Here is an 18,730-nt window from a genome sequence, read left to right as displayed (position 1 = left end):
GGTCCCCAGGCGATGGTGGTGGTGTGGGGGTGGTGGTGGGTGAGGGCGTCGAGGTAGGCGTTGGTGGCGGCGTAGTTGGCTTGGCCGGGGGAGCCGAGTGTGGCTGCGGCGGAGGAGAAGTGGATGGTTCGGGTGTTGGGGTGGTGTTGGTGGAGGTGCCAGGCGGTGGTGGCTTTGGGGGTGAAGGTGTGGTGGAGGTGGTGTGGGGTTTGGTTGGTGAGTGTGGCGTCGTGGGTGGTGCCGGCGCAGTGGATGATGGTGAGTGGTGGGTGGGTGGGTGTGGTGGTGAGGGTGTGGGTGAGTTGGTCCGGATCGGACAGATCGCACACAACGGATTCGACATGCGCCCCGGCGGCCGTCAGGTCGTCCAGCAGATCCGCCGGAATCGGGCGGCGTGCGAGCAGTACCAGCTCGCGTGCGCCGTGCCTATGCACGAGGTGCCGGGCGACGAGCCCACCGAGCGCACCGGTCGCACCGGTGATCATGACCGTGCCCGCGGTCCAGTCCGGACCCGCGGACCTGCCCGGTGTCGCGCGTGCCAGCCGCGGGACGTACGCCTCGCCGTGCCGGATGGCGATCTGCGTCTCACCCGCGGTGACGGCGGCGGTGACCAGGGCGTGCCACGACGAGTCCGGTTCGTCGACATCTACCAGGACGAACCGGTCGGGGTGTTCGGACAATGCCGACCGCATCAGCCCCCACACGGCCGCATTCGCCAGCGCGGCCGGGACGTCGGGCGGAGCGTCCCTGTCGAGCAGGGCGGAGCCGGTGGTGGTCACCGCGAGCCGGGTGGTCGCCGATCGCTCGTCGGACAACCAGTCCTGAGCTATCGAGAGTGCTTGGGCCGCAGCTGTTTCTGCGTCCACGCCGTTATGGTGCAGCGCCACGAAGACCGGCTCCGGCGCGGTGGCGGGCGCGCCGTGCGCCAGGCGTACCCAGGACACCCGGAACAGCGAACGGGTGAGATCCCCGGGCTCTGCCACTTCGTGGGGCAGCGGACGAAGCGTGAGCCGGGCGACGTCGAGCACCGGCTGTCCCGAGGCGTCGGCGATCAGCAGCGAGACCGCGTCCGGCGCCGTCCGGGTGAGGCGGACCCGCAGCCGCCGGGCGCCGATCGCGTGGGCGGCAACGCCTTTCCACACGAACGGCACGAGGGGGGAGTCGGTGGAGTCCAGGAATGGGCCGAGCCCGAGGGGATGCAGTGCGGCGTCCAGCAGCGCGGGGTGAACGGCGAAACGGTCGTCGTGCCGGACGTCGCCCAGGTCGATCTCGGCGAACAGCACACCCTCCCGGGCCCATGCACAGTGCAGCCCCTGGAACGCGGGTCCGTAGCGTGGCTCGGACCGGTCGGTGTATCGGGAATCGGTGTCCAGCAGTTCGGCCCGGTGCGGCGGCCACGTCGTCAGGTCGGCGCCGGCGGCGCCGGCGGCGCCGGGATCCGTTGCGGTGAGCCGGCCGACGGCGTGCCGGGTCCACGGATCGTCCGGGGAGGCGTCGGCCGCGCGGGAGAAGATGGTCACCGCGCGGCCGTCGGCGTCGGGCTCGTTCACCAGAACCTGAAGGTGCACCGCGGTATCCGGGGACAGCGCCAGCGGCACATCCAGGGTGAGCTCGGCCAGGTACGGATGATTCGCGCGGTGTGCGGCGTGCACCGCGAGTTCGACGAATGCGGTGCCCGGCAACAACGCCCGGCCGTTCACCGTGTGATCGGCGAGCCACGGATGGGCGGCGAGAGACAGCCTGCCCGTGAGCACTATCCGGTCGCCGCCGGCCAGCCCGATGGCGGTGTCCAGGAACGGATGATCGGACGTGCCGGTGGATTCGGCGGATTCGAGCCAGTAACGGCGTCGCTGGAACGGATAGGTGGGCACCGGCACCGGTCGTGCGCCGGAGCCGGCGAAGTAGTTGTGCCAGCGGGGATTCGCGCCGCGGACCGTGAGCTGCGCCAGGGCGGTGGCGAGGGCCTCCACCTCGGATCTGCCGTGGCGCAGGGAGGCGACGCCGATGCCGGGGAGATGGGAGGTCAGGGCGGCGTTGGGTCCGATCTCGAGGCAAGTGGCGGCGGTGAGGTGCGCGGTGGCCTCGGCGAAGCGAACGGTGTTGCGGGCGTGCCGGACCCAGTGGCCGGGGTCGCGGAGGGCGGTGTGATCGGCCGGCGCGCCGGTGACCGTGGAGACGATCGGGATCGCGGGCGGGTTGAACGACAGGCGTGCGACGACGGCGCGGAATTCGTCGAGGATCGGATCCATCAGGGGCGAGTGGAAGGCGTGTGAGACGCGCAGCCAGGTGATGCGGTGATCGCCCAGCGTGTCGGTGATCCGGACGAGCGCGGTGTGATCACCGGACAGGACAAGGGATTTCGGCCCGTTGACCGCCGCGATCGCGACCACGTCCTCGTGTCCGGTGAGGTGGGGGAGGACCTCGGGCGCGCCGATGTCGACGGCGACCATGGCACCGCCGTCGGGGAGCGACCGCATCAGTCTGCCGCGATGGGCGATCAGCGTCGCGGCATCGGCGAGGGTGAGGACCCCCGCGACGTGGGCGGCCGCGATTTCACCGATCGAATGTCCCGCCACGACGGTGGGTGCGATGCCCCAGGATTCCCACAGCCGGTACAGGGCGATCTGCAGGGCGAACAGGGCGGGCTGGGCATAGTCGGTGCGATCGAGCAGTTCCGGGTCGTCGCCGAACACGACGCCCCGAAGTGGCTGGGGGAGATGGCGATCCAGTTCCGCGCAGGTGCTGTCGAAGGCGTCGGCGTAGACCGGGTAGGCGTCGTAGAGTTCGCGCCCCATGCCGAGCCGCTGGGTGCCCTGTCCGGAGAACACCATCGCCGTGCCGTCCCCGGAGCCGTGGCCGGTGACGAGTGCGGGGTGGGGCAGCCCGTCGGCCAGTGCCGCCAGGGCCTGCCTCCGCTCGCCGGGGTCACCCGCCAGCACTATCGCCCGTTCCTCGAAGGCGGTGCGGGTGGTCGCCAGCGCACAGCCGATATCGAGCACCGACGCGTCGCCGTCGGCGAGTTCCGCCAGCTGTGCGGCCTGGGCCCGCAGCGCGACCTCGTCGCGCGCCGACACGACCCATGGCAGCACCGCCGGATCCGTGCCGCGGTCGCCGGCGATTTCGGTCTCCGCCTGCTCGAGGATCACGTGTGCGTTCGTCCCGCTGAAACCGAACGACGACACCCCCGCCCGGCGGGTGCCCTCCCGCTCGTCCCAGGCGATCGGGTCGGTCAGCAGCGAGACCGCGCCCGAATCCCAGTCGATCTCGGTGCTCGGCGCGGCGACGTGCAGGGTGCGGGGCAGTACCCCGTGCCGCATCGCCATGATCATCTTGATGATGCCCGCCACGCCGGCCGCCGCCTGGGTGTGGCCGATATTGGACTTCACTGAACCGAGCCACAGGGGCCGGTCCCGATCCTGCCCGTAGGCCGCCAGCAATGCCTGCGCCTCGATGGGGTCGCCGAGCCGGGTGCCGGTGCCGTGCGCCTCGACCGCGTCGATCTGATCCGCGCGCAGCCCGGCATCCAGGAGGGCATCCCGGATGACCCGCTGCTGCGACGGTCCGTTCGGCGCGGTCAGGCCGTTGGACCGGCCGTCCTGGTTCACCGCGGTGCCGCGGACGACGGCCAGGATCGGATGCCCGTTGCGCCGGGCATCCGACAGGCGCTCGACCACGAGAATGCCCGCGCCCTCCGCCCAGCCGGTGCCGTCGGCGGTGCGGGAGAACGATTTGCACCGGCCGTCCGAGGACAGGCCCTGCTGCCTGCTGAAGTCGATGAACGGCGCCGGGCTCGCCATCACCGTCACGCCGCCGACCAGCGCGAGCGAACACTCCGATCGCCGCAGGGCCTGACCCGCCAGGTGCAGTGCGACCAGCGACGAGGAGCACGCCGTATCGATCGTCACGGCCGGACCCTCGAGGCCGAGGATGTACGCGAGCCGGCCCGAGGCGATGCTGCCCGACGTGCCGGTGCCCAGGTATCCCTCGACGACGTCCGGGATCCGGGCCAGCCGCGAGGCGTAATCGTGGTACATCATGCCGACGAAGACGCCGGTTCGGCTGCCCCGCAGCGTGTCCGGGACGATCTGTGCCCGTTCGACAGCCTCCCAGGCCGTCTCCAGCAGCAGCCGTTGCTGCGGATCCATCGACAATGCCTCCCGCGGCGAGATGCCGAAGAACCCGGCATCGAATTCCGCTGCGTCGTAGAGGAATCCACCCTGCAGGGTGGCGCTGCCGCCCGCCTCTCCCGAGCGTGCGGACCGCAGCCCGTCGATATCCCAGCCCCGATCCCGGGGGAACGCGCCGATGGCGTCCCGCTCGGAGGCGACGACCTGCCACAGCTGTTCCGGGGTCCGCACGTCACCCGGATACCGGCAGGCCATTCCCACGACGGCGAGCGGTTCATGGCCGCTGTCCTGTACCTCGCGCAAGCGCTGCCGGGTGTCCCGCAGCTCAGTGGTCAGCCGCTTCAAGTACTGAAGGGTCTTGTCCTCGTTCACATCAAGCCATTCCCGTCAGGACAAGCCCAGCTCGTCGTCGATGATGTCGAACATGTCTTCCAGGTCCGCGGCGGACAGTGCGGTGTCGACGTCGGCGCCGTCGGCCGGGCTCTCCCATGCGCGCAGCAGAGACTGCAGGCGACTGCGTATCCGCGTCGCATACTGCGGCCCTGCCTGTGCGAGATTCGCCTCCAGCCGGTCGATCTCGGCGAATATCGCCTCCGGCGCCGCGGGCCGATCGGACACCAGTTGAGCCAGCAGATGCTGCTGCAGCGCCGCAGGTGTCGGATGATCGAAGATCACCGTGGCCGGCAGCCGCAGCCCGGTGACCCCGCCGAGCGCGCCCCGCAGCTCGACGGCGGTCAGCGAGTCGAAGCCGAGCTCGGTGAACGGGCGATCCATCGAGATCGCCTCGGCGGCACCGTGACCCAGCACCGCGGCGGTACGGCTGCGGACCAGATGTGCGACCCGGTCCTGCTGTTCCTGGGGCGGCAGACCGCGCAGGGCGTCCCGTAGGGACTGCGCGCGCGCCGTCGGCAGGGTCGTGGCGCGCGCCGTCTGCGGCACGAGATCGCGGAGCACCGCGGGCAGGTGTCCGTCGGCGGCGCGGCGGCGCAGCGCTTCTCGGCTCAGCGGCAGCGCGACCACGTTCGGTGTGCCGGCCGCGACGGCCGCATCGAACAGGGCGCATCCGGTCTGCTCGTCGATCGGGACGAGGCCGCCGTCCGTCATCCGCTTGCGGTCCGCGGTGTCGAGGTGTTGTGCCATGCCGGTGGTCCATGGTCCCCAGGCGATGGTGGTGGTGTGGGGGTGGTGGTGGGTGAGGGCGTCGAGGTAGGCGTTGGTGGCGGCGTAGTTGGCTTGGCCGGGGGAGCCGAGTGTGGCTGCGGCGGAGGAGAAGTGGATGGTTCGGGTGTTGGGGTGGTGTTGGTGGAGGTGCCAGGCGGTGGTGGCTTTGGGGGTGAAGGTGTGGTGGAGGTGTTGGGGGGTTTGGTTGGTGAGTGTGGCGTCGTGGGTGGTGCCGGCGCAGTGGATGATGGTGAGTGGTGGGTGGGTGGGTGTGGTGGTGAGGGTGTGGGTGAGTTGGTCCGGATCGGACAGGTCACAGGCGATCTGCGTGACCTCGGCGCCGGCCGGTTCCGGTGCGTCGCCCCGGCGGCTGAGCAGCACCAGTCTCCGTGCTCCGTGCGACTCGACCACATGGCGGGCGATGAGCGAGCCCAGCGCGCCGGCGGCGCCGGTGATCAGGACGGTGCCGGCGCTCCAGTCCGGCGTGCGCTCCGCCGCGGCGGGCACGGGAACGAGCCGGGGAACGCGGATCTCGCCACCGCGCAGCGCCAATTGTGGCTCGCCACAGGACAATGCGCGGGGCAGCGCCTGCCACGATCGCTCGTCGTCGTCCAGGTCGACCAGCATCAGCCGGCCCGGCTGTTCCGCCTGCGCGGTGCGCACCAATCCCCAGACCGCCGCGCCCGCCGGGGCGGGAGCGTTGTCCACCGCGACCGCACGGGATGTCACGACCACGAGCGGGCGCTCGTCCGAGAAGGCCTGCAGCGTGCCGAGCACCCGTGCGGTCGTCGCCTGCGCCGTCGCGGGATCGAGGTCGTCACCGTTGTGTACCAGTGTCAGGACGTGGGTAGCGTCATCCGGCCCGCCGTCCTCGCCGAGGATGCTGAATGCCGTTGTCGTATCGGGCGTTTCGATCGGGATCCAGGCCTGCTCGAACAGTGGCCGCTGTCCGCTCGTGAGCAGCGCGCCCGCGACCTTGCGCAGGGTCAGGCGCTCGATCTCGGCCACCGGGCGGCCCGTGCCGTCGGCGATCCGCACCGCGATCGTGTCCTCGTCCCGAGGCGACAGCACGGCCCGCAGCGCCGTGGCGCCCGCGGAGTGCACGGTCACGCCCGCCCAGGAGAACGGCACCCGTGCCCGGCCGTCCGCGCCGAGTATCCGGGCGGCGCCCGCGCCGTGCAGCACCGCGTCGAACAGGGCCGGGTGCAGGCCGAATCCGGGGGCGGGCTCCCGGTCCGGCGGCGGTGCCACCTCGACCGCCACCTCCGAGCCGACCCGCCAGGCCGCCCGCAACCCTCGGAATGCCGGGCCGTAATCGAGCCCGGCGGAGGCGAATTCGGTATAGACATCGGTGATGTCCACTGCGGTGGCGCCGGACGGCGGCCAGACGCTCAGCGACCACGAGGGCTCGGGGGCCTGCACGCCGCCGAGAACGCCGACCGCGTGCGATTGCCACGGGGACTCCGCATCGGGCCGGGAATGGACGGTCACGGCGCGGCGGTCGTCCGGGCCCGGCGCGGTGACCGCGACCTGCAGCTCGACGGCGCCGTCCGCGGGCAGTACCAGCGGACTCTCGACCGTGAGCTCCTCGACACTCCGGTGCCCGGTCAGGTGGGCGGCGTGCCTAACGAGCTCGACGAACGCGGTGCCGGGGAAGACGACCGCGCCGGCGAGGACGTGGTCGGCCAGCCACGGAGGGGAGGTCGCGGAGATCCGGGCGGTGAGCAGCACCCCGTTGTCGTGCGCCAGTTCCACGCTGGAGGTGAGCATCGGATGCCCGGCATCGAGCGCGCGGCGGGACTCGGTGGAGGTCTCGGGCCAGTAGCGGGTGCCCTGGAATGGGTAGGTGGGCAGGGGAACTCGACGAGCTCCGGTACCCGAGAAGTAGCGCTGCCAGTCCGGGCGTACGCCCTCGGCGACGAGCCGGGCCAGCGCGGTGGACATTGTCTCGGATTCGGGGTGCTTCGCCCGCAGCGAGGCGATCGCCGCACCCGGGATGTGGGGCGCGAGCGCTGCCCCGGGCCCGATCTCGAGATGGGCCGATGCCGTGACGTGTCCGAGTGCCTCGGCGAATCGGACGGTGTCGCGGGCGTGGCGGACCCAGTACTCGGGCGCGGCTAGGCCCGCGCCGTCGATCGGCCGGCCGGTGACAGTGGAGACGAACGGCACCCACGGGTCGGAGAACGTCAATTGTGCGATGGTGCTGTGGAATTCGGCAAGGATGGGTTCCATCAACGGTGAGTGGAAGGCATGGGAGACGCGCAGCCGGGTGGCCCGGCGCCCGGGTAGTGCGTCGAGGATCGCCGTCAGCGCAGTGTTCTCCCCGGACAGGACAAGGGATTTCGGGCCGTTGACGGCGGCGATGCCGACCAGATCCGCGAACCGTTCGAGGTGGGGCCCGATCTCGTGCTCGGTCGCGTCAATGGCGACCATGGCCCCGCCCGCCGGCAGCGATTGCATGAGCCGCCCGCGCGTGGTGACGAGATGGGCGGCGTCGGCGAGGCCGAGCACCCCGGCCGCGTGTGCGGCAGCGATCTCGCCGATGGAGTGGCCGACCACGACCGCGGGGCGCACGCCCCAGCTCTCCCACAGCCGGTACAGCGCGACCTGCAGCGCGAACAGCGCGGGCTGGGTGTACTGCGTGCGGTCCAGGAGAGCCGCATCGTCACCGAAGACCACATCGCGCAGCGGGTGCGGAAGTTCGATTGCGGCACAGGCGTTGTCGAATGCCTCGGCATAGACCGGGTAGGCATCGTAGAGTTCCCGGCCCATGCCGGGGCGCTGGCTGCCCTGCCCGGAGAACACCATCGCCACTCCCGCGCCATCGCCGTCCCCGACGAAGATTCCGGAGGGAAGCTCGCCGCCGGCCAGCGCCACGAGTGCCCGTCGGCGTTCGTCGAGGTCGCCGTGCGCCAGGACCGCGCGATGATCGAGTGCGGCCCGGGAGGTGGCCAGCGCGTAGGCGATGTCGGTGATCGAAGTGCCCTCGGCGAGCCGGTCTGCCAGCCGCGCCGCCTGGGCCCGGACCGCCGCATCGTCCCGCCCCGAGAGGATCCACGGCAGGGCGGGAAGATCGGCCGAGGGGGCCGCGGGCTCGGTGGCGGGCGCCTGCTCGAGGATGAGGTGGGCGTTGGTGCCGCTCACCCCGAACGAGGACACCCCGGCCCGCCGCGGCCGCTCGTCGGCCGGCCACGGGGTGTTCTCGGTCAGCAGCGACACCGCACCCGCGGTCCAGTCCACGTGCGGCGTGGGCTCGGCGACATGCAGTGTGCGGGGCAGGATCCCGTGCCGCATGGCCATGATCATCTTGATGACGCCCGCGGCGCCCGCCGCGGCCTGAGTGTGGCCGATGTTCGACTTCACCGATCCCAGCCACAGCGGCTGCTCGCGGTCCTGCCCGTAGGTGGCCAGCAGCGCCTGGGCCTCGATGGGGTCGCCGAGCCGGGTCCCGGTGCCATGGGCTTCGACCGTGTCGATGTCGCGCGGGCGCAGGCCGGCATCGGCGAGGGCCTGGCGGATGACCCGTTGCTGCGAGGGCCCGTTGGGTGCGGTGAGCCCGTTGGAGGCGCCGTCCTGGTTGACCGCCGAGCCCCGGAGCACCGCGAGCACGGAGTGATTGTTGCGACGCGCGTCCGAAAGCCGTTCCAGCAGTAGCAGTCCGACGCCTTCGCCCCAGCCGGTGCCGTCGGCGGCGCTCGAGAACGCCTTGCAGCGGCCGTCGGGTGACAGGCCGCCCTGGCGGCTGAATTCGGTGAACGTGGTGGGCGTGGACATGACCGTCACCCCGCCGGCCAGAGCCAGCGAGCATTCCCCGTTGCACAGCGCCTGCGCGGCCAGGTGCATGGCGACCAGCGACGACGAGCAGGCGGTGTCGACGGTGGCGGCCGGGCCCTCGAGCCCGAAGGTGTAGGAGATCCGGCCGGACGCCACGCTGGTCGTGTTGCCGGTGAGCAGGTATCCCTCCGCGCCCTCGCGCAGCAGCGAGACGTAGTCCTGGCTGTTGCCGCCGATATAGACCCCGGTTCGGCTGCCGCGCAGCGACCGGGGGTCCAGGCCCGCGTGTTCGAAGGTCTCCCAGGATGTTTCGAGCAGGAGGCGTTGCTGGGGATCCATCGCGAGGGCCTCGCGCGGCGAGATGCCGAAGAACTCGGCATCGAATTGCGCCGCGTCGTAGAGGAATCCGCCCGTGCCGGCGGTGCTGGCGCCGGCCGCGAGATCCCAGCCGCGGTCGGTGGGGAAGTCCGATACGGCGTCGCGGCCCTGCGACACCAGCTGCCACAGGTCCTCCGGACCACGCACACCACCGGGGAAGCGGCAGCCGATGCCGACGATGGCGATCGGGTCGCCGGACTCGGCGACGGTCACCTCCCGGTCCTCGTGCGGTTCGGCGCCGAACAGCGAGGCCAGGTGGGCGCCGAGCTGTTCCGGACTCGGAAAGTCGAAAACGACCGTCGTGGGCAGCGCGACGCCGAGCGCAGAGCCGAGCCGGTTGCGCAGTTCCACCGCGGTCAGCGAGTCGAATCCGAGGTCGCGGAAGGCCCGGTCGGGCGCCAGGTCGCCGGCCCCGGAATGGCCCAGCACCGCCGCCGCCTCGGTGGTGACCACCGTCAGCAGCCGAGCCCGGCGCTCGTCGCCGCTCAGTGCCGAGAACCGGTGCGGGACGGCGCCTTCGGTGGCGATCGGCGCGTCGAGCGCCGATCGCGCCTCCGGGAGGCCGGCCAGGAGCGCACTGGGACGTGCGGAGACGAACGGCGGCGCGAACTCCGCCCAGCGCACGTCCGCGACGGCCGGACAGGGGTCGTCGTCGCCCAGCGCCCGCTCCAGCGCCGCCATCGCCACGTCCGGCGGCAGCGGAACCAGGCCGCGGCGGCGCATGTGCGCACCGGATTCGCCGCGGGCCATGCCGTCTCCGGCCCACGGTCCCCAGGCCACCGATGTCGCGGCGAGCCCGCGGTCGCGACGGTGGCGCGCGAGCGCGTCGAGATGGGCGTTCGCCGCGCCGTACGCGGTCTGCCCGCCGGTGCCCCAGACCCCGGACACGGAGGAGAACAGGACGAACGCGTCGAGTTCTCGATCGCCGAGCAGTTCGTCGAGATGCGTCGCACCGGCCGTCTTGGCTCGCACGATATCCGCGAATTCGTCGATTCCGGTGTCCGCCAGGGGTTTCAGCTGGCCGATGCCGGCGGCGTGCACGACCGCGGTCAACGGCCGATGCGGCGGCACCGCCGCCAGCAGCTCCGCGACCGCCGCGCGATCGGACACATCGCAGGCCGCGACGGTCACCTCCGCTCCCGCCGCCGACAGCTCCGCCTCCAGCGCCGCGGCGCCGGGCGCCTGCGGTCCGCGGCGCCCGACCAGGAGCAGATGCTCCGCACCGCGCCGGGCCAGCCATCGGGCGACATGCGCGCCCAGCGCACCCGTGCCACCGGTGATCAACACCGTGCCGCGCGGCGCCCATGGAGCGTCCGGCGAAACGCGCTGCGGCGCATGCGCGAGACGGCGGGCGAAGACGCCCGAGGCGCGCAGGGCGAGCTGATCCTCACCCGCGGGGTCGGCCAGCAGCCCCGGCAACCGGGACAGTGCCCGGGCATCGATCGTCGCGGGCAGATCGATGAGTCCGCCCCAGCCGTGCGGCCATTCGAGCGCGACGGCGCGCCCCATGCCCCAGAACTGTGCGTGGGCGGGAGTGCGCAACGGCTCGGCGCGGCCGATGGAGACGGCGCCGCGGGTCAGGCACCACAGCGGCGCGCTCTCCCCGTCGCGGTGCATCGCCGTGATCAGGGCGGCGGTCTCGGCCAGACCGTGCGACAGCACCGGATCCGCCCGGTCGGGCCGCTCGTCGAGTGCCAGCAGCGAGACCACGCCCGCGATGCCGGAGACATCGCCGATCTCGGCGGCCTCGGCGACCCGGACCTCGGCGCCACCCGCGCGCAGGGCGGCGCACACCGCCGCCACCTCGGGACGCTCCCGCTGTGCGGCGCCGACGACCGCCAGCCAGACGCCGGAGAGCCGGGACAGCGTGGGGGACAGCGGAGTCCAGGTGATGCGGTAGCACAGCGAATCCGTCAGCGACTGTGCGCGCCGCCGGCGCCGCCAGTCGGCGAGCACGGGCAGCGCGACGGACAGCCGCGCCTGTTCCTCGCCGCCCACCGCCCGCGACAGCGCGGGCAGATCCTCCCGCTCGATCGCGTCCCAGAACCGGGATTCGGCCGTGTCCGCCACGGTGCTCGGGGCGCCGGAGCGCTCGTCCGGGTCGAGCCAGTAGCGTCGGCGCTGGAACGGGTAGGTGGGCAGGTTCGTGCCGCGCGCGCCGGTGCCGGCGAAATAGCTGTGCCAGTCGGGGTTCGTGCCGTTGACGGTGATCCGGGCCAGGGCGTGGACGAGGGCCTGGACTTCGGGGCGGTCGTGACGCAGCGAGGCGACGGCCGTACCGGGGAGGTGGGTGGTCAGCGCGCCGTCGGGACCGATCTCGAGGTACGTAGGATTCCGCCCGGCGAGGTGGGCGATGACGTCGGCGAAGCGAACGGTGTTGCGGGCGTGGCGGATCCAGTGGTCCGGATCGGCGAGCGTGGCACGGTCGACCGGCCTGCCGGTGACGGTGGACAGCAGCGTTATCCCCGGCGCGGAGAACGACAGCCGCGCGACGACCCGGCCGAACTCGTCGAGGATGGGGTCCATCGCGGGGGAGTGGAAGGCGTGTGAGACCCGGAGCCACCTCGTCCGGTATCCGGTGAGCCGCTCGGTGATCGCCGCCAGGGCGGTGCGATTGCCCGAGAGGACAAGCGATGTGGGGCCGTTGATGGCGGCGATGCCGACGGTGTTCGTGAATCCTTCGAGGTGGGGCAGGATTTCGTGTTCGGTGGCGTCGACGGCCATCATGGCGCCGCCGGGTAGTGACTGCATGAGCCTGGCGCGGGTGGTGACGAGTGTGGCTGCGTCGGTGAGGGTGAGGACTCCGCAGAGGTGGGCGGCGGCGATCTCGCCGACGGAGTGGCCGGTCATCGCGGCGGGACGAACACCCCAGGATTCCCACAGCCGGTAGAGCGCGACCTGCAGGGCGAACAGGGCGGGCTGGGCGTATTCGGTGCGATCGAGCAGTTCCGGATCGTCGCCGCACACCACATCCCGAAGTGGTTGGGGGAGATGACGATCCAGTTCCGCGCACGCGGCGTCGAAAGCGCCGGCGTAGACCGGGTAGGCGTCGTAGAGTTCGGCTCCCATGCCGAGGCGCTGGGTGCCCTGCCCGGATAACACCATCACCACCTCGCCGTCGCCCGCACGACCCGCCACGATGCTCGCCGCGGCGTGCCCGTCGGCGAACGCCCGGAGTGCTCGCCTGCGCTCGTCCGGATCGCCGCCGACCACGATCGCCCGCTCCGGCAGCGCGCTGCGGGCGGTCGCGAGCGAATACCCGGCATCGAGCACGGTGGCATCGACGGGCAGGCGATCGGCGAGGCGGCGGGCCAGGGCCGTCAGCGCGGCCGTGTCGTGCGCCGACAGGAGCCACGGAACGGCCGGTGGCAGCGCTGGAACCCGGTCGGAAGGCGTTGGGGGCGGGCACTGTTCGAGAATCACGTGCGCGTTCGTGCCGCTCACGCCGAATGCGGACACCCCCGCCCGGCGTGGGTGCGCGCCGTCCGGCCACGGCTGCTGGTCGACGAGCAGCCCGATCGCCCCGGAGGTCCAGTCGACGTGCGGGGTGGGCCGGTCGATGTGCAGCGTGCGCGGCAACGTGCCGTGACGCATCGCCATGACCATCTTGATCACGCCCGCGATGCCGGCGGCGGACTGGGTGTGCCCGATATTGGACTTGATCGAACCCAGCCACAGCGGTCGCTCCCGGTCGCCGCCGTACGTGGCCAGCAGCGCCTGCGCCTCGATGGGATCGCCCAGCCGGGTACCGGTGCCGTGCGCCTCGACCGCATCCACCTCCGCGGCCCGCACTCCCGCGTCGGCCAGCGCCTGGCGGATCACTCGCTGCTGGGCCGGGCCGTTGGGTGCGGTGAGTCCGTTGGAGGCGCCGTCCTGGTTGACCGCCGAGCCCCGCAGCACCGCGAGCACGGGGTGGCCGTTGCGATACGCGTCCGACAACCGTTCGAGCAGAACGACTCCCGCGCCCTCGGCCCAGCCCGTCCCGTCCGCGGCGGCGGCGAAGGATTTGCATCGTCCATCGGCGGCCAGGCCCCGTTGGCGGCTGAATTCCACGAATGCCGCGGGCGTCGACATCACGGTCACCCCGCCGGCGAGCGCGAGCGAGCATTCGCCGCCGCGCAGCGCCCGCGCGGCCAGGTGGAGGGCGACCAGCGACGACGAACACGCGGTATCCACGGTGACGGCGGGCCCCTCGAGCCCGAACGTGTAGGAGATCCGTCCCGATATCACCGCGGTCGCCGTGCCGGTGAGCAGATAGCCCTCCGTGCCGTGCCCGGCGTCGTGCGTCGCATAGTGCGAGGTGGCGGCGCCGATGAAGACGCCGGTTCGGCTCTCCCGCACCGTATCCACGGCGATCCCCGCGCGTTCGAAGGCCTCCTGGGAGGTCTCCAGCAGCAGTCGCTGCTGCGGATCCATCGCCAGCGCCTCCCGGGGGGAGATCCCGAATGCCGCCGCGTCGAATTCGGCAGCCTCCGAGACGAATCCGCCCTCCCGGGCGTAGGACGTGCCCGGGCTGTCGGGGTCCGGATCGTAGAGCGCGTCGATGTCCCAGCCGCGGTCGGCGGGGAACTCCGACACCGCGTCGCGGCCGTCGGCGACCAGATCCCACAGCGCCTCTGGGGAATCGGCGCCGCCGGGGAAGCGGCAGCTCATCGCGATGATCACCACCGGATCGTCGTCACCGCGCACCGACTCGCCGGTGGGATCCGCCGCGGCGGGCGCGCCCAGCAGCTCGTGTTCGAGGTGGGCCGCCAGCGCCACCGGCGACGGGTGGTCGAACACCAGCGTGGTGGGCAGCGCAAGTCCCGTCACCGTCTGCAGCCGGTTGCGCAGCTGCACCGCGATCATGGAGTCGACGCCGATGTCGCGGAACGCCGCTCGCGATGACACCTGGTCCGGCGAGGAGTGTCCGAGCGCCGCGGCGACCTCCTCGCGCACCAGGTCGAGCAGGAGGCGGGCACGTTCGGCGTCGGTCGTTCCGGAGAGTCGCCGGCGCAGTCCGTGCTCGCCGCTGTCGGCGGGTGATCCGTGCACCGCCGCTCGAGCCTCGGCGAGGTCGCCGATCAGGGGACGGGGTCGGGCGGCGCTCAGCATGGGGGCGAAGATGTCCCACGCGATGTTCGCGACCGTCACGGCGGTGTCGCCGTGGTCGAGCGCCCGGCTCATCGCGGTCACCGCCAGCCCGGGGTTCATGGGGAGTAAACCGCTGCGGCGCAGCGATTCTCCGGCACCGTCCGCGGCGGCCATGCCGCCGCCGGCCCAGGTTCCCCAGGCGATGGCCAGGGCGTGCAGGCCGCGGTCGCGCCGGGCTTGTGCCAGCGCGTCCAGATAGGCATTGGCGGCGGCGTAGGCGCCCTGCCCCGCGCCGCCCCAGACACCCGCACCCGACGAGAACAGGACGAAGGCGTCCAGTGCCGGGTCGGCGAACGCCGCGTCGAGGTTTCGCGCGCCGCGTGCCTTGCCGTCCCAGGCGTGTGCGAGCAACGCCGGATCGGTGTCCCGCAGCGGTGCCGCGGTGCCCGCGCCCGCGGTGTGGAATACCGCGGTGATCGGCGTGTCCATGCCGTCGAGCAGACGGCCCAGCGCCGCGCGGTCGGCGATGTCGCAGGCCTCGATGCGCACCCGGACGCCGGGCGCCATCCGCTCCAGTTCGGCGCGCAGCTCGCTCGCGCCCGGAGCCTGGATGCCACGTCGGCTGGTGAGTACGAGATGCCGGACGCCGCAACGGATCAGCCAGCGCGCGACGTGACCGCCCAGCGCCCCGGTCCCGCCGGTGACGAGCGCGGCGCCCGCGGTGGACCACCGAGGCCTCCCGGCGGTGCCGGGGGCGCGGATCAGCCGCCGCGCGAAGACGCCCGAGGGACGCACCGCGAGCTGATCCTCGGCCCACTGCCCGGACAGGATCGCCGCGAACCGCGCCGCGGCCCGATCGTCCATCCGTTCCGGCAGGTCGATGAGCCCGCCCCACCAGCGTGGATATTCCAGGCCCGCGACCTGCCCCAACCCCCATACCGCGGCCTGATCGGGATCCCGCAGGCGGTCGGCGCGACCGATGGATACCGCTCCGGACGTCAGGCACCACAGCGAGCCCTCGAGCTCGGCATCCGCACAGGCGTGGAGCAGGGACAGGGTCGCGGCGGCCGAGCCCAGCGCCAGCAGGGACACGACCCGCGCCGGCCGATGCCGGGCGAGCAGTTCGGCGAACTCGTCGCGAGTGTGCTTGTCGCCGCACGAGATTCGCACGGCATCGGGCGGCAGCGCGCGCAGGACGGCGGATATGGCGGGACTCTCGTCGTGGTCGGCCGGAACGAGGATCAGGTAATGCCCGTCGTTCGCCGGCGCCGGAACGGGTGCGGCGAGCGGTCGCCAGACGACCTGGTATCGCCACGAATCGACGGTGTCGTGGGCCGCCTGCTCGCGTCGCCAGCCCGACAGCAGCGGCAGTGCCGGAGCCAGGGCCTCCCGCGGGTTCGCCTCGCCGTTCGTCAGCATGGCCGTCAGGGCGTCGAGGTCCTCGCGCTCGACCGCGTGCCAGAAGTCCGTGTCGCCGCCGCTGGCCGAGGTCGGCGCGGCGGGGCCGTCGAGCCAGTAGCGGTTACGTTGGAAAGCGTAGGTGGGCAGGGGAATCGGCCGGGCTCCGGTTCCGGAGAAGTAGCGTCGCCAGTCCGGGCGGACGCCGCCCGCGACGAGCTGTGCCAGCGCGGTGGCCAGTGCCTCGGTGTCGGGCCGGTCGGGGTGCAGGCTGGGGATCGCCGCGCCGTGGATGTGGGTGATGAGCGTTGCGCCGGGGCCGATTTCGAGGTGGATCGCGGCGGCGGAGTGTTCGAGGGCGTCGGCGAAGCGGACGGTGTCGCGGGCGTGGCGGACCCAGTAGCCCGGGTCGGCGAGGGTGGCGTGGTCGGCTGGTTGCCCGGTCACGGTGGAGATGATCGGGATGGTGGGTGGCCGGAATGTGAGTGTGGCGATGGTGTTACGGAATTCGCTGAGGATGGGGTCCATCGCTGGGGAGTGGAAGGCGTGTGAGACGTGGAGCCAACGTGTCCGATGTTCGGTGAGCCGCTGGGTGATCGTGGTGAGTGCGGCATGGTCGCCGGAGAGGACCAGTGATGTGGGGCCGTTGATTGCGGCGATGCCGACGGTGTCGGTGAATCCTTCCAGGTGAGGCTGGATTTCGTGTTCGGTGGCGTCTACGGCCACCATGGCGCCGCCGGGCAGCGACTGCATGAGCCCGGCGCGGGCGGTGACGAGTGTCGCGGCGTCGGTGAGGGTGAGGACCCCCGCGATGTGCGCCGCGGTGATTTCGCCGATGGAGTGGCCGATGAGTGTGGTGGGGTGTATGCCCCAGGATTCCCAGAGTCGGTACAGAGCGAGCTGGAGTGCGAACAGGGCGGGTTGGGTGTATCGGGTTTTCTCGAGCAGGTCGGTCTCGTCGTCGAAGATTACGTCTCGAAGTGGTTGGGGGAGATGGGGATCCAGCGCGGCGCAGGCAGTGTCGAATGCTTCCGAGTAGACAGGGTAGGTGTTGTAGAGCCGGTGTCCCATGCCGGGGTGCTGGCTGCCCTGTCCGGAGAACACCATGACCACACCGCTGCCGGAGTCGTGACCGGTGAATACCTGCGGAGGGGTCCGGCCGTCGGCCAGCGCGGCCAGCCCCCGTCGCCGCGCGTCGAGGTCGCCGTCGGCGATGACGGCGCGGTAGGCCAGCGGGGCACGGGTAACCGCGAGTGAATAGCCGAGGTCCCGCGGCGATACATCGTTTCCGGAATACTCTGCGAGCCTTGCTGCTTGGGCGCGTAGGGCCGCCGGGGTGTGTCCCGAGACGACCCACGGCACCGGAGCGTGGTCCGGTTCGGTGGTGTCGGGTTCGGTGGTGGGGGGTTGTTCGAGGATGATGTGGGCGTTGGTGCCGCTGATGCCGAAGGAGGAGACCGCCGCGCGCCGGGGGCGATCGTTGTCCGGCCAGGGGGTGTTGAGGGTGAGGAGCTGAACTTTGCCTGCGGTCCAGTCGACTTGGTGTGTGGGCTTGTCGACGTGCAGTGTGCGGGGGAGCAGGCCGTGGTGCATGGCCATGATCATTTTGATGATGCCGGCGGTTCCGGCGGCGGCCTGGGTGTGGCCGATGTTCGACTTCACCGAGCCCAGCCACAATGGTTCGCTGCGGTCTTGTCCGTAGGTGGCCAGAAGTGCTTGGGCCTCGATGGGGTCACCGAGAGTGGTTCCGGTGCCGTGGGCCTCGACGGCGTCGACGTCCGGAGGCTGGAATCCGGCGTTGGCCAGGGCCTGGCGGATCACTCGCTGCTGTGCGGGTCCGTTGGGTGCGGTGAGTCCGTTGGAGGCGCCGTCCTGGTTCACAGCCGAGCCGCGGATGATGGCGAGGACGGGGTGGTTGTTGCGCTGTGCGTCGGAGAGTCGTTCCAGGAGAAGGAGTCCGGCGCCCTCGCCCCATCCGGTGCCGTCGGCGGTGTCGGAGAAAGCCTTGCATCGGCCGTCGGGGGCCAGTCCGCCTTGGCGGCTGAATTCGACGAAGGTCCGGGGTGTGGACATCACCGTCACACCGCCGGCCAGGGCCATCGCGCATTCGCAGTCGAGCAGTGCCTTCGCGGCCAGATGCACAGCGACCAGGGATGAGGAGCAGGCGGTGTCGATGGTGATCGCGGGGCCCTCGAGCCCGAAGGTATAGGAGAGGCGGCCGGAGGCGATACTGCCCGCGCTGCCGTTGCCGAGGTGCCCGGCGACTTCTTCGGGGGCGTGGGTGAAGCGGCCGGCGTAGTCGTTGTACATGACTCCGGTGAAGACGCCGGTCCGGCTGCCGCGCAACGAAGTCGGGTCGATGCCCGCGCGTTCGAAGGCCTCCCAGCAGGTTTCCAGGAGCAACCGCTGCTGGGGATCCATGGCCAGCGCCTCGCGGGGTGAGATGCCGAACAGGGCAGCGTCGAATTCCGCCGCATCGTGCAGGAATCCGCCCTCCCGGGCCACCGAGGCCCCCGGACCCTGCGGGTTATCGGCGAACAGGTCGGTCAGCGGCCACCCGCGATCCTGAGGAAAGGCCGACATCGCGTCCCCGCCGGAGGCCACCAGGTTCCACAGCGACTCCGGGGAATCCACGCCGCCGGGAAATCGGCACGCCATCGCCACGACCGCGATCGGCTCGCGGTCGCGACTCTCCAGCTCCGACACCCGCGCACGCGCCTGCTGCAGATCGGCGGTGACCCGCTTGAGATAGCCGAAGAGCTTGTCCTCCTGCGCCATTGCGCACAACCACCTGTCGTTTCGAACGGACTGGGACGGGA

General features: G+C 71.7%; 2 protein-coding genes. Both read right to left on the bottom strand.

Features of this window, described 5'->3' with window-relative positions; translation table 11 throughout:
* Positions 1 to 4,499: type I polyketide synthase (locus KO481_RS42205; protein WP_215924320.1), on the bottom strand; the 4,499-nt coding region annotated here is incomplete at its 3' end.
* A 15-nt stretch (positions 4,500 to 4,514) separates the two neighbouring features.
* On the bottom strand, positions 4,515 to 18,689 hold the full coding sequence (locus tag KO481_RS42200) for a type I polyketide synthase (RefSeq protein WP_215924318.1): 14,175 nt from the start codon (positions 18,687 to 18,689) through the stop codon (positions 4,515 to 4,517).
* Between the last annotated feature and the right edge of the window lie 41 nt (positions 18,690 to 18,730).

The organism is Nocardia albiluteola, assembly GCF_018860155.1.
Taxonomy (GTDB): Bacteria; Actinomycetota; Actinomycetes; order Mycobacteriales; family Mycobacteriaceae; genus Nocardia; species Nocardia albiluteola.
Note: the sequence above shows the minus strand (reverse complement) of the source record. Positions and strands in the feature narration are given on the sequence as shown.